Annotated in this window: 15 protein-coding genes; 10 read left to right on the forward strand and 5 right to left on the reverse strand. The window is 41.9% G+C overall.

Annotated elements, in window-relative coordinates:
* Positions 1 to 52 precede the first annotated feature (52 nt).
* The 3 genes from QZZ43_RS16710 to rlmD form a co-directional block, all read right to left on the reverse strand.
* Positions 53 to 766: a hypothetical protein gene (locus QZZ43_RS16710; protein ID WP_291861718.1), complete on the reverse strand. Its 714-nt coding sequence runs from the start codon at positions 764 to 766 to the stop codon at positions 53 to 55.
* 133 nt (positions 767 to 899) lie between these two features.
* Positions 900 to 1,667, reverse strand: coding sequence for a peroxide stress protein YaaA (gene yaaA / locus QZZ43_RS16715; RefSeq protein ID WP_291861720.1), 768 nt, complete (start codon positions 1,665 to 1,667; stop codon positions 900 to 902).
* Between the two features lie 49 nt (positions 1,668 to 1,716).
* Positions 1,717 to 3,126, reverse strand: a complete 1,410-nt coding sequence (rlmD, locus tag QZZ43_RS16720) for a 23S rRNA (uracil(1939)-C(5))-methyltransferase RlmD (protein WP_291861722.1) — start codon at positions 3,124 to 3,126, stop codon at positions 1,717 to 1,719.
* A gap of 211 nt (positions 3,127 to 3,337) precedes the next feature.
* On the opposite strand from rlmD, the gene QZZ43_RS16725 reads away from it, so the two are divergent.
* From QZZ43_RS16725 to QZZ43_RS16770, 10 genes are all read left to right on the forward strand, one after another.
* Positions 3,338 to 3,778: a 7-cyano-7-deazaguanine reductase gene (locus QZZ43_RS16725; RefSeq protein WP_291861724.1), complete on the forward strand. Its 441-nt coding sequence runs from the start codon at positions 3,338 to 3,340 to the stop codon at positions 3,776 to 3,778.
* 218 nt (positions 3,779 to 3,996) lie between these two features.
* Positions 3,997 to 5,088, forward strand: a complete 1,092-nt coding sequence (gene mnmH, locus QZZ43_RS16730) for a tRNA 2-selenouridine(34) synthase MnmH (protein WP_291861726.1) — start codon at positions 3,997 to 3,999, stop codon at positions 5,086 to 5,088.
* The gene (yedF, locus tag QZZ43_RS16735) at positions 5,069 to 5,689 is read left to right on the forward strand and encodes a sulfurtransferase-like selenium metabolism protein YedF (protein ID WP_291861728.1); all 621 of its coding nucleotides are present in this window, start codon (positions 5,069 to 5,071) and stop codon (positions 5,687 to 5,689) included. Before mnmH ends, yedF begins: the two co-directional genes overlap by 20 nt.
* A gap of 8 nt (positions 5,690 to 5,697) precedes the next feature.
* The gene (locus tag QZZ43_RS16740; RefSeq protein ID WP_291861730.1) at positions 5,698 to 6,843 is read left to right on the forward strand and encodes an aminotransferase class V-fold PLP-dependent enzyme; all 1,146 of its coding nucleotides are present in this window, start codon (positions 5,698 to 5,700) and stop codon (positions 6,841 to 6,843) included.
* The gene (locus QZZ43_RS16745) at positions 6,824 to 7,066 is read left to right on the forward strand and encodes a DUF3343 domain-containing protein (protein WP_291861732.1); all 243 of its coding nucleotides are present in this window, start codon (positions 6,824 to 6,826) and stop codon (positions 7,064 to 7,066) included. Before QZZ43_RS16740 ends, QZZ43_RS16745 begins: the two co-directional genes overlap by 20 nt.
* The gene (selD, locus tag QZZ43_RS16750) at positions 7,059 to 8,108 is read left to right on the forward strand and encodes a selenide, water dikinase SelD (protein WP_291861734.1); all 1,050 of its coding nucleotides are present in this window, start codon (positions 7,059 to 7,061) and stop codon (positions 8,106 to 8,108) included. The genes QZZ43_RS16745 and selD overlap by 8 nt, the downstream gene beginning before the upstream one ends.
* Before the next feature lie 674 nt (positions 8,109 to 8,782).
* On the forward strand, positions 8,783 to 9,400 hold the full coding sequence (locus tag QZZ43_RS16755) for an SIS domain-containing protein (RefSeq protein WP_291861736.1): 618 nt from the start codon (positions 8,783 to 8,785) through the stop codon (positions 9,398 to 9,400).
* 15 nt (positions 9,401 to 9,415) lie between these two features.
* Entirely contained in the window at positions 9,416 to 10,945 is a 1,530-nt protein-coding gene (locus QZZ43_RS16760; RefSeq protein WP_291861738.1) for a phosphoglucomutase, read from the forward strand.
* Positions 10,946 to 11,081: 136 nt separating this feature from the next.
* Entirely contained in the window at positions 11,082 to 11,624 is a 543-nt protein-coding gene (locus tag QZZ43_RS16765; protein ID WP_291861740.1) for a hydrolase, read from the forward strand.
* A gap of 10 nt (positions 11,625 to 11,634) precedes the next feature.
* On the forward strand, positions 11,635 to 12,564 hold the full coding sequence (locus QZZ43_RS16770; protein ID WP_291861742.1) for a PfkB family carbohydrate kinase: 930 nt from the start codon (positions 11,635 to 11,637) through the stop codon (positions 12,562 to 12,564).
* Between the two features lie 108 nt (positions 12,565 to 12,672).
* Here QZZ43_RS16770 and QZZ43_RS16775 read toward each other — a convergent pair whose 3' ends face one another.
* On the reverse strand, positions 12,673 to 13,086 hold the full coding sequence (locus QZZ43_RS16775; protein WP_291861744.1) for a PIN domain-containing protein: 414 nt from the start codon (positions 13,084 to 13,086) through the stop codon (positions 12,673 to 12,675).
* A gap of 50 nt (positions 13,087 to 13,136) precedes the next feature.
* Entirely contained in the window at positions 13,137 to 13,388 is a 252-nt protein-coding gene (locus tag QZZ43_RS16780; protein WP_291861746.1) for a DUF6364 family protein, read from the reverse strand.
* Positions 13,389 to 13,521 lie beyond the last annotated feature (133 nt).

Below are 13,521 nucleotides of genomic sequence, written 5' to 3' on the forward strand. Positions count from 1 at the left end.
GAGTATTTTGGCGGCAAGCGTAACGACGCAAGTGGTACTTTATGGACAGAAACTATTTAATTCGTTCCAGGTATTTTTTTCTGACTTCACTTAGATATTCCAGACTCATTTCCGGATAATAGATTCGAATCATATCCTGAACGCCAAATTTTACGTGGAAGTGGCCTATGGCCGCATCGAAAAATGGTTTTTCCCAATTAAATTTAACTTTCCGGGTTATGTCTTCAAAATGTTTCCACGTGAGTTGATGGGGAATCAAAAAGTATCCGTGGTCTTTTTCGATGGTATCAAAAAATAGTCCCGGTTCAGGCTCATCAAGAATAAAGAATTTTTTGATTCGTATGACTGCAGGGCCCTCCACTTTTCTGTTCGGCTTACTCTTGAATTCAATTCCCTGATCCATGTAACCGGCCTGTAAATCTGTTATTTGGGAAAAGCTATTCAGATGTCGAACCCTGATAACATCAAACTGACGGTTGTATAAATTTACCACACCCGGGGTCGCATTAAAGTCAGTATCAAAGTATTTCTGGATATTCTGGGTAGCACGGGTAATTTCTTCCAGTGTGTATAGCCTTTTTAAAACCAGGTAAATATATAGTGGTTTGCTGTCTACCGGGTGGTCGGAGTAATAGTTGAAAAACCCAGGAAATGGTTCAGGTGCCTCTAAAACAAAGGTGTTGGGCCATGTCTTGTCTTCCAGGGTTCTCAGGTTTTCCTGCTTTAGTAGATTTCCATAACGTTCAATATGTTGTGTATCACTCATAATAATTTAGTTTTTATTTTTACAAAAGTTAAGAAAAAAACATGGGTTTGTCACTTATTCGCATATTAAAAATATGCTGAAATGATAATAATCTGACTCCTGATGATTGTATAACCAGAGGCTTCGGTATTACTTAATGCCGGGTGAATACGATTTCACTTCCTTGTGAAAGTCCGGTGTTGAAATGGTAGCCGTCTTCATCAAACGCTTTTAAGTCATCAGGTTCTGTAAGTTTGTTCTGAATGATAAACCGAACCATCATGCCACGTGCTTTTTTGGCATAGATACTTATAACTTTGTATTGACCATTTTTGTTTTCCTTAAATATCGGAGTGATAATTGGTTTTACGATTTTTTCGGGGTCAATTGCTTTGAAATATTCCTCACTGGCCAGATTTACAAGGGCTTTATGATTTCCTTTCAGAAGATCTTCGTTGAGCTGAGTGGTCAGTTTGTCTCCCCAGAATTTGTAGAGGTTATTCCCTTTTTCATTGGGTAGTTTGGTGCCCATTTCCAGGCGGTAAGGCATAATCATGTCCAGAGGACGAAGAACTCCGTATAGGCCCGAAAGGATTCTTAGTTGTTTTTGTGAGCTGTTTATATCCCTGGAGTCCAGGGAATATGCATCCAATCCGTTATAAGCTTCTCCGTTGAAAGCATAAATAGCTTGCCGCGATTCCTTTCTTTCAAAGGGCCAGTGCCATTGAAAAAAACGCTCTGCGTTGAGTTCTCCCAGTTGACGACTGATGTTCATCAGGTTCATCAGTTCATCGGGTGAAAACTTTTTGAGTTTCTCCACCAGAGAGGAGGCTTCACCGGAGAAAATAATTTTACTTCTTTCAGCTGAGGGGACGTTTTTCTTAAAATCCAGTTTCTTTGCAGGAGACAATATCGCTATCATACTTTTTTTCAGAAAAACGCAACAACACATTAAAAAGTTCAACGATTTGTTATTTCCTTTCCAACAAAGCTACATTTTCCACATGGTGGGTGTGGGGAAACATATCAACGGGTTGAATTGCTGTGACGCGGTACCTGGCATCAAGAATACTGATGTCTCTGGCCTGGGTGGCTGAGTTACAACTCACATAAACGATTTTCTCCGGGGCAGTATTCAGGATGGTGCGCACCACATCTTCGTGCATTCCGGCACGTGGCGGGTCGGTAATGATAACATCAGGAAAACCTTCTTTCTCAAAAAGGTTGTGATTCAAAAGGTCTTTCATATCGCCGGCAAAAAACCGGGTGTTTTCAATATTGTTGATTTCCGAGTTAATGTGTGCATCATCAATGGCCTCAGGCACATATTCGATCCCCACTACTTTTTTTGCATTCTTTGCCACAAAGTTGGCGATGGTTCCCGTTCCCGTGTAGAGGTCGTACACCGTTTCTTTTCCGGTGAGCCCTGCAAAGTTTCTGGCTACTTTATAGAGATTGTAGGCTTGTTGTGAGTTGGTCTGGTAAAACGATTTGGGACCGATTTTAAATTTCAGGCCCTCCATTTCTTCAAAAATATGGTCACGTCCATGCTGAAGAATAACTTCCTGGTCTGTAATGGTATCGTTCTTTTTTTCGTTAATTACATACATCCAGGACGTTATTTCAGGAAACCGTTCCAGGAGGTGGTCAAACAGGTTGTTTCGTTTCTCCACATCTTCATGAAAGAATACTACAATAACCATAGTTTCACCGGTGGAGCTGGTGCGGATAAGTAAGGTTCGCAGAAAACCTTCCTGAGCCCTGAGGTCAAAAAACGACCAGTTGTTTTGAAGTGCAAAATTGCGGATGGCCATCCTGATGTCGTTGGATGGCTGACGTTGAAGGTGGCACTCACTAATATCAATTACTTTGTCAAACATTCCGGGAATATGAAATCCCAGACCGCTTTTATTTTTAATGACTTCTTCTGATTCCATTTCTTCGGGCGAAAGCCAACGTTTATTGGAGAAGGTAAATTCAAGTTTGTTACGGTAAAACCGCTCTTGAGGAGAAGCCAGTATGGGGCTGATCTCGGGAAGTTGGACCTTGCCAATGCGTTGCAAGTTGCTAAGCACCTCGCGTTGTTTAAATTTTACCTGTTCAGAATAGGGAAGATGTTGCCATTTACATCCACCACAGACACCGAAGTGTTCACAAAATGGTTCAGCACGCATCTCCGAAAGGTGATGAAATTTCACCGGCCGGCCTTCAAAATAATTTTTTCTTTTTTTTGTTACCTGAACATCGACAATATCTCCGGGTGCTGCCAATGGTACAAATACTACCGTATCATTGACTTTGCCCAGTGCTTTTCCTTCGGCTGCTACATCGCTAATGACCAATCGCTCGAGCAATGGCTTGTTTCTTCTTGAACGTCCCACTTGTTTTACTTTTCTGGTTTTCGCGCAAAGATATGTGAATCCATTAAGATTCACTAATCTTTTTGTTTCTCTTAAATTGTTAACTTTGTTGCGATTTTATTATCATCTTATGCTCTGTTTCTGGGTTCCTGGTGGTTGTTAACCACCACGGCTCAGACAGGGAAACTTTTTCTTCAGAAATAATTAATAGTTTACTAAATAGATTGTTGAAATGGCTGACAAAGTTTTAACTTACAAAGATATCGATAAAAGCATATTGAAATCTTTGCCCAACCCCACCAAACAGGCCTATGAAATAAAGGTGAAAATTCCTGAATTTACATTTTTGGGAGTAAAAGACCAGCCTGATTTTGCGGACGTTTACATTACTTTTTATCCAATCGATCGAATCATTGAACTCAAGTCATTGAAAATGTATGTGCAGGCACTCCGGAATATCACGGTTTCTTACGAGCGCCTTATAAACATCTTCTACGACCACCTGGTAGAAGTTTACAATCCCGACAGAATCCGGATTGTAATGGTTTGTAATCCTCGTGGAGGTATCAGCTCCCGTTTGACTATCGACAGTGACTGGAAAGTTCGTGGTGGGCAGGAAAAATACAGCGACTGGAGAAATCAAATGGATGATAGCTGGAGTGTTACGCTTTAGGTTTTGGGTTTTGAGTTCAGGGCTCTGGGTTTCTTGTCTTGTGAATAAATAATTTTTAGTTTAAAAAACCACGGAGTGGTGACTGAACGGTTATAAGGATTCAAAAAAACAAATTGAGCTGCGGAGCCGCGGCAGAGGGGGTAACCCGGGTTTCGTTGTTATGAATTACGTCCTTTAGGATTCGTAGCTCGGCATTTAGTTTTTTTTTAGAACTATTGATGGTGAATAATAATGATTCTGAATATTTGAATTTTGAGAATAACAATGAACTGGAACTTTCAGCTCTTTCTCCGGAATTTTTTCTGAAAGAAGCGGAAAGATATCCTATTATTGATGTACGAACTCCCGCGGAGTTTGCTCAGGGCCATATTCCCGGTTCCATTAACATGCCAATTTTTTCGAATGATGAAAGGGCTGTGGTAGGAACGCTTTATAAAAAACATGGTCGCAATTCAGCGGTATTGAAAGGCCTGGAATTTGTGGGGCCCAAAATGGCTGATTTTGCTCGTGAAGCCAATCGCCTTGCTGTGGCTGACAAAGTGTTGGTACATTGCTGGCGCGGCGGAATGCGTAGTGGAAGTATGGCCTGGCTTTTTAGGACAGTGGGGTTAAGAGCCACTGTGCTGGAGGGTGGCTACAAGGCCTACAGGGCATCGTTCCGAAAGATGTTGGAGGAGCAAAAATGGCGTTTTATCGTAATTGGTGGACCTACCGGTGGCGGAAAAACAGAGGTGTTGAAAGAATTGGAGAAACAGGGAGAACAGATGCTGGATTTGGAAGGGCTGGCAAATCATAAGGGTTCAGCCTTTGGTGCTTTGGGAGAGGCCGAACAGCCTACTTCCGAGCATTTTGAGAACGAAATTCACGCCCGGTTTCGGCGATTTAATCCCGAAAGAATTATTTGGGTTGAAGGTGAAAGCCATAGTATCGGAAAGGTTTATATACCTGATAATCTGTTTGAAATGTTGATGCAGGCGCCCCTTGTGATGTACAATATTGACCGAAGCCTGAGAGTGGAAAGACTTGTAAGGGATTACGGCTGTTTTGACAAAGAATTACTTGTGCACTCGGTTCTTAAAATACAGAAAAGACTGGGGGGCGACAGGACAAAGGAGGCATTAAATGCGCTTGAAAAAAGCGATTATCATACAGTTGCAGACATAACATTGAAATATTACGATAAAGGTTACTCCAAATCATTGGCCAAAAGAAATAAACCAATGCTGGTTCTGGAAGAGGCCAAAGATGAGCCGGCAAAAGTGGCCGAAAAACTAATTAAAGAATTTAAGTATGTACACAATAGATACTAAAGGGCGTCTCTGTCCGGAACCATTAATCATGGCCCGCAACGGACTGAGAGAGATAAATGAAGGAGAGAAAATGCTGGTTGTCTCTGACAATGAGACTTCATACCAAAATCTCATGAGTTTTCTGGAAGACCTGGGGACAACCCCTGTGGTTGATAAAAAAGAGGGCATATATTATATTGAGGTAACCAAGCCATTAGAACCTGCACAGGAAACAGAGAGCAATCCGGAAGATTATTGCACTGTTCCACAGCAATCCGGAGCAACAGACAATTACATAGTGGTAGCCAGAAGCTGTCGCATGGGTGAGGGTGATGAAGACCTTGGGGATTTGCTTATACGGGGTTACTTTAATGCGCTCAAGGAGATGGAAAAATTGCCCACTCATATTATCATGTACAATGGCGGCGTGAAATTGGCACTAAAAGATACTGATACCGCTGCTGCTTTGGGCGAACTGGAAGATAAAGACGTCAGTGTGCTGGTGTGTGGTACTTGTGTTGATTACTATCAGATGAAAGAACAGATAGGAGTGGGGCGCATCAGTAATATGTACCAGATCGCCACGATTCTTGCTGAAACGGATAAAGTCGTTTATCTTTAAATTATTTAATGCCCCAGTTTTCCAATACATATTTCGACAATGCAAGTACCAGTTGGCCCAAGTCCCCTGAGGTAGCTCATGCTATGGCGGATTTTCTGCTAAAAACAGGAGGCACTTATGGCCGTGCTGCCTATCAGCGGGTTTACCAGACTTCTGCTATGATTGAAGAGTGCAGAAATGAATTGGCAGATGTGTTGGGGGTGACAGAATCCGGGAATATAGCTTTTACCCAAAATGCAACACAGGCTATAAATACCATTCTTTTCGGACTTGATTTGCGCGATTGCGAAGTGTTGGTCTCTCCCCTTGAACACAATGCAGTGATGCGGCCGTTGGAACATCTCAAAGAAACCCGAAATGTTAACTGGAAGATTATTCCGGCTGCGAAAGATGGAACTATTATTCCGGAGATGATTTCGTCCATGGTAACTGAGCGAACGCAACTGGTGATAATTAATCACGAAAGTAATGTTAACGGAGTGATTCAACCGTTGGAAAAAGTACGAAATTTCATTGGTGACCTTCCGTTGATGATTGATGCGACCCAGTCGCTCGGAAATGTACCTTTTGAAGGAGATAATTGGGGGGTTGATTTTATTGCATTTACTGGTCACAAGGGACTCATGGGTTCTCCCGGAACTGGTGGCTTTTTTGTACGTGATACGGAATTGTTAACTCCCCTGTTTTATGGAGGGACAGGAAGCCGGTCGGAAAGTTTTGAAATGCCTCTGTTTGCCCCGGATAAATTTGAAGCCGGAACGCATAATACTGTAGGTCTTGCCGGTCTTTTGGCCGCTTTGAGAAACCGGACTGAATGTGGATGGAAAACATCTGATTTGGAGGAATTGATTGAGCAATTACAAAATATTCCCGGGGTAAGGGTGCTTACCGCAAGGGAACCATCCAACAGGGGGCATGTTTTTTCTCTTGTGCATGAAAACCTGACTCCCTCTGCCATTGCAAGTCGATTGTACGACCGTTTTGAGATTGAAATTCGCTCCGGTCTTCATTGTGCACCACTGGCTCATCGATATCTGGAGACTTTCCCCCATGGCACTGCCCGGTTTGCACCGTCTCTATATCATACAAAGGATGACTTAGTGAGTCTTGGTGATGCGCTTAAAATGATATTTGATGATAAGAATTATGTCTGAAGAACCTCTTTTGCTTTTTCCAAATGTGCATAGAGTGATGAAAGCCGATCGAATTTGTAAAGCAAAAGGAATAGTAACCCGGGTTGTTCCTGTTCCCGAAGACATATCCTCAGAATGTGGAATGTGTCTGGTGGTGTCAGGAAATGATTTGAAAACCTGTACAGAGGCCCTGAAGGAGGAAGAGATAACTTTTGAATTATATAAGAGAGGTGAAAATGAGTGAGCAGAAAATTGATTTGTTAAAGACAGTGGAGTATGGTGGTTGCTCAGCAAAACTGCCGCCTGGAGAACTTGCCGGAATCTTATCAAAGCTTCCGCAGATGCAGCATCCCAACATCATGGTGGATATTGATACGCATGATGATGCCGGGGTTTACCGATTGAACGATGAAACCGCTCTTATTTTCACCACCGATTTTTTTCCGCCCATCTGCTCCGACCCTTTTGAGTTTGGTGAAATAGCTGCTTCCAATGCGTTAAGTGATGTTTATGCAATGGGAGGTACTCCTTTGTTGTCCCTGAATTTGCTGATGTTTTCATCGGCAGAAATGCCTTTGAGCGCTTTTGAACAAATTCTGCAGGGAGGACACAGCAAAATAAAAGAAGCCGGAGCTCTTGTGATGGGTGGACACACCATCGAGGACCATCCGCCAAAGTACGGATTAGCTGTGGTGGGAACGGTGCATCCCGATAAGTTGATTACCAATGCTGCGGCAAAACCGGGCGATTTACTGGTATTAACCAAGCCGGTTGGTATTGGTGTTCTGGTAGCGGCTCAGCGATTACAAATGGTGCGTGAAGATGCATACAGAAAAGGTCTTGAGCAGATGAAGTTGCTGAATAAGTGGGGCGCTGAGGTCATGATTAAGCATGGCATTGCCTGCGCTACAGATGTTACAGGATTTGGATTGCTGGGACATGCTCTGAAAATGTCCGAAGCAAGCAACGTGAGTCTGGCGATTCGAAGCCGCGATTTGCCCATCATTGACCAGGCAGCAGAACTGGCCAATGACGGTTGTTTGCCGGGTGCTTCGTTTCGAAATCTGGATTTTGTGCTTCCTTCGTTGCATGTGAACAAATTGGTGGAGCCTCATCTGAAAATGCTGGCGGCTGATGCGCAAACATCCGGCGGATTGCTGATGTGCGTGCCTCCGGAGAAACTGGATGCTGTTTTGGCTGATTTGGAAGCGACAGGAAAATATCCCCAGACAAAAGTGATAGGTGAGGTGTTGCCCCGGACAAGAAAAATGATTTATCTGGAATAAAGGTAGTTTCGAATTCCTTTTCTGTCAGTTGTTGAAAGGATTTATTTAGGCACCAATCTCTAGTATTTGTGTAATTCGTGGACAACGAAAAACTAATTGAGCAGCAATTAGTTTTTCCCGCTAATTCTTATTTGGACAAAATAAAAAAATGGTTCATCACAATAAAGCGTTCCTAAATAGATACGTACAAAAGATCATATTGAAAAACCATGCGAAAAACTAACAAAAACATCTAACTGGTACGACCCACTATGGGGGGCGGTTCTCATGGATACATTACAGCTATAAATATTTGATCCACATCGGGGTCATGCCTTTTTATTTGATGGAAACTGAGCCTGAAGGGCTCGTATGTTTATAGCTTTCCCATAATATAAAATGTCGACGCTGAAGGTGTCGTATAAGTTCGTGATTGTTAGTAATGTTTTCTTTGAACAAACAAAAAATTAAAATAGGTAACCATATTTGTGATGAGCCAAAACAATTAAGCATTTACTGTGCTGAATTATTTATAGAACTTATTTCGTTTTTGCTTGTCCATGTTAGGTTATTTCACGACAATACCAAAAATAGAATTCTTATTCAATAAGCCGTTTGGGCATATTTTTATTAATTTGCACTTTGCAAACACGATTGCTTTCTATGAAAAGAAGAACCATTTTTAAAAAAGAATAATGATAGAGAAGGAAATCCAGGCTTTATTGGAAGCTGAATCCCGGGCAGTTGCAGAAATCCCTGTGACTAAAGAATTTGAAAAGGCAGTTGATTTGCTGTTTGAGTATGTCCACCACCGTAAAGGCAAGCTGATTACCAGCGGAATGGGTAAAGCAGGGCAGATTGCCAATAACATGGCTACGACTTTTAGCAGTACCGGAACCCCTGCTGTTTTTTTGCATCCAAGTGAAGCGCAACATGGCGATCTGGGTGTGGTGCAGGAAAATGACGTGATGCTTTTAATTTCCAATTCCGGAAAAACACGTGAAATAGTTGAGTTAATTGACCTCGCCAAAGGCCTTAGACCGGATATTCCATTTATTGTCATCACCGGAAATGAAAAGTCGTTGCTTGCAGAGGCCGCATCAGCGTGCTTGTTTACCGGGAATCCGCCTGAGGTGTGTGCCCTGGGCCATACGCCAACTACATCAACCACTACAATGACTGTAATAGGTGATGTATTGGTTGTTTTGCTGATGAAGAAAATCGGGTTCAATAATCATGATTACGCATTGAGGCACCATGGTGGTTATTTGGGCGATAAATCCCGTCAGGCCGCCATGCTCGATAAAAAATAAAAAACATTAATTACCATGTCACAAACTGATTGGAGAAAACTACATAACGGTTCCGATATTCTTGGAGTTGCACTTGAGGGGGTAAAAGGAGAAGAGGTGAACTTTACCCCTGAAATTGCAGAAAGACTTGGCCGATCCTTCGTTGTTTGGTTACAAACCTATTTCTCCGGGAAAAATAAATTACGGATTTCGGTGGGACGTGACCCTCGTTTATCGGGGCATGAACTTTTGGCTTCTCTGATTAAAGGACTGAGTGATGAAGGCGCTGAAGTGGTTAATTTCGGACTGGCTTCCACTCCTGCCATGTTTATGTCCACTATATTGGGAGAGAAGCCCGTGGACGCCGCTGTTATGGTTACCGGAAGTCATTCTCCCAAACATAAAAACGGGCTTAAACTTTTTACTTCTACCGGAGGGTTGGATAAAACAAATATTACTGAAATACTGAATCTTGCTGAAGGGGATCTTAAAGCAGGAGGAAGAAAAGGGACTGTGGAGGATTACGATTTTATGGCCGTTTATTCTGCACATCTGGCTGATGTTATTCGTAAAGAGGTAAATCATCCGGAACATTTTGACACTCCTCTTCAGGGGTTGAAAATTACAGTTGATGCAGGAAATGGTTCTGGTGGATTTTTTGCTACAGATGTGCTGGCCCATTTGGGAGCCGATATTACTGCATCCCAGTTTCTGGAACCTGATGGCAACTTTCCCAACCATTTCCCCAATCCGGAAGACACCAATGCCATGAATTCCCTTATCAGTAAGGTGAAGGAGTCTAATTCAGACTTGGGTATTATTTTCGATATGGATGTGGATCGTTCTGCCCTGGTTGATTATACAGGGCGACCAATCAACCGGAATTCACTGATAGCTCTCGCATCGGCGGTAGTGCTCAGGAAGCGTCCGGGAAGTACGATTGTTACTGATTCCATTACCTCCGACGGGTTGTCATGGTTTATTAGGGAACGCCTTGGTGGAAAACATCACAGGTACCAGCGTGGTTATAAGAATGTGATTGATGAGGCAGTGCGGTTGAACGGTATTGGTCAGGAATCATGTCTGGCCATAGAAACATCCGGGCACGCTGCATTCAAAGATAATTTTTTTCTTGATGACGGAGCCTATCTGGCCACCAGGATGATTACTACTCTAGCTGCAATGAGAGCTAAAGGAAAGCGTTTGACCGATTTAATTGCAGATCTTCCTGACCCTGTTGATTGTTGTGAAATCCGGTTAAGAATAAATTCTTCCGATTTTATTCAGACCGGTTCGGATATAATTGCTGAGGTGGGAATTATGGCCGGAAATAAAAGCAATTGGGACTTGCTCCCCGAAAATTACGAGGGCGTAAGAGTGAAATGTTCAGGCAAGGGGCAGGACGGCTGGTTTTTGTTGCGTTTGTCTCTGCATGACCCGGTACTGCCTCTTAACATAGAATCAAATGAACCCGGAGGAGTACAGAAAATTGCCGAAGAATTGTTTGAATTTTTCGGACGTTTTGATAATCTTGATTTGTCTGCATTTAAAAGGTTTGGATTATGAGCATTAGTCCGTTTAAAAAATCTTAACCCAGAGACGCAATGACTCAAAGTTTTATTATGAGTGAGTTGTGGTCTGCTTACCGGCTTTTGAAATGGACTAATTATCAATGATTTGTAAAAGTTTAACAGGATATCGTATGAGAATAATAAGAGACAATGTACTGGCTATGGTTGTGGATGTTCAGGAACGTTTGTTTCCGCATATCTTTGAACATGAGCAGTTGGCCGAAAATATTAAAATTTTGGTGAAAGGCCTTCAGGTATTAGAAGTGCCTGTTATCGTTACCGAACAATACAAAAAAGGCCTGGGAGAAACCATCCCTTCATTGGCAGCTTTGGTGATGGAATATCCACACAGCGAAAAAATTGCTTTTAGCTGCTGCGATGACCCTGCCATCATGGAGAAATTGGAATTGTCTTCCAAACGAGTTGTGGTGCTTGCCGGTATCGAATCTCATATTTGTCTTTTGCAAACAGCACTTGATTTGAAAGAGCGTGGTTATCATCCTGTTGTGGTAGAAGATTGTGTGGGTTCCAGAAGGCCTGATAATAAACGTATTGCAATGGCCCGATTGGTTCAGGAAGGAATTATAATTACCAGTTACGAATCACTGTTGTTTGAATTGTGCCGGGTTTCAGGGACTGATGAATTTAAAGCCATCTCCAAACTTGTAAAGTAAGAGTAGTAGAATGGGACGGATTTTCGGATTGGGAGAGACAGTTCTGGATATTATATTTAAGGACAATAAGCCTGTTGCTACGCGTCCGGGTGGTTCTGCTTTTAATGCTTTGGTATCACTGGCCCGTGCAGGACAGGAGGTTGCATTGATTAGTGAGATTGGTCGCGATATGGTTGGTGAACAGATTATGGGTTTTCTGAAAGAGAATCAGGTAGATACTTCATGGCTTCATCGGTTTTCCACAGGCAAAACACCCGTTGCCCTCGCTTTTCTGGATGAGAACAATAATGCATCTTACCAGGTGTACAAAGATTTTCCCGACGAACGCTTTCAAATTGTCGGGCCCGAATTTGGCCCCGGTGATATCCTGCTTTTTGGTTCTTTCTTTGCGGTAAATCCTGTGCTTCGTAAGCAGGTTGTTCCTTTGCTCCAAAAAGCTCGTGAACAAGGAGCTTTTCTTATTTATGATCCCAATTTCAGGAAAAATCATCTTAATAACAAAGATATTTACCTTCCGTTGATTGAAGAAAACTTCTCATTGGCCCATCTGGTAAGAGGAAGCGATGAAGATTTTCGGAATATTTTCCCTGGATTGGATATCGATGAGGTGTTGCTGAAAATTCAGGATTTTGATGCCTTTGGGCTCATTACTTCCAATAGTGATGGTGTGTATGGACTGATTGATGGTCACCGTTTTCATGTCGCAGCCCGGCAGATAAAGACCATCAGTACAATTGGAGCCGGAGATAATTTTAATGCGGGATTGGCTTACGGATTTAATGAGCAAAAGCCTGGTTCGGGAGATGTTGAAAGATGGAAAACTATTGTGGAAAAGGCTGTTGAGTTTTCTACCAATGTTTGTTTGTCTTTTGATAATTATATTTCGAGGGAGTTTGCTGCCACCTTAATGACAAAGAGAAAAGAGCCCCCCATTTCGTAGGGACATTCTTTCAAATTTTTGACAGGACTGAAACCATTTATTTCCCCGGAACTCGTCTTCAATACTAACGGATTGAAATTCCCGGGCAACCTCCTTTTTATCAGCATGTTACAATGCTATAATGTACTGCCCGGCAGTCAAAACCGGGAGGTTAGAATTTTTGAAGTCCTTCAGGTTTCTGGCAATTATTAAATCTTGTTCATTCTCAATGGCTGTAAAATACTGAAGTCCATCTTCGAAATCTGAGAAAGTATCATCGTTCAGTGCCAAACTTACAATTTTATCATTCAGCAAGAGTATTCTGACAAACAATTTAAGCTTTCTCAAAACAGTTTTTGCTTTCTCAGCATTCATTTGACGCAATAATATATAACTGGTGTTTGCTATTGTCAGGGATGAAATTGTTATTTGAATTTTTTTCTTATCTGCCAATGAAAATAAGACTGCCGCCTCTTTATAAAATGGTTCTCTTTGCGATAGTAAATCAATTATGATGTTGGTGTCAACAAAAAGTTTTTCCATTAGCCCTGCTATAGTAGTGGTTTTTCCTGTTTTTTATCGGTATCGGGAAATTATTTGTATTTCTCATCAAGGTAATCACGATACTCTTTTTTATCATCGAGATCCGCTGGAAGATTAATCACACCGCTAAGACTCTCAACCAATGGGGTAATTGAATGGTTTGATTTTTCTTTCTCCTGTTTTGTAAGGCTGTCCAGATAGGATTCAATCATTTTAGAGAGACTTATTTTGTGATTATGTGCATATACCTTAGCTCTCTCAATAACACGATCTTTTAATTTCAGCGTTAATTTTTTATCCATGGGTCTTGAATTTTGCTAGGTATAAATCTTGTACGTTCAGTGCAAGTTTTATTTCTGCTTTTAATGATTTTATAATATTTTTTCACTACTGTCCGACTAAAATGAAACGGATTTAATGAAATCCTGTATTTAT

Source organism: Marinilabilia sp., assembly GCF_016278715.1.
Lineage (GTDB): Bacteria > Bacteroidota > Bacteroidia > Bacteroidales > Marinilabiliaceae > Marinilabilia.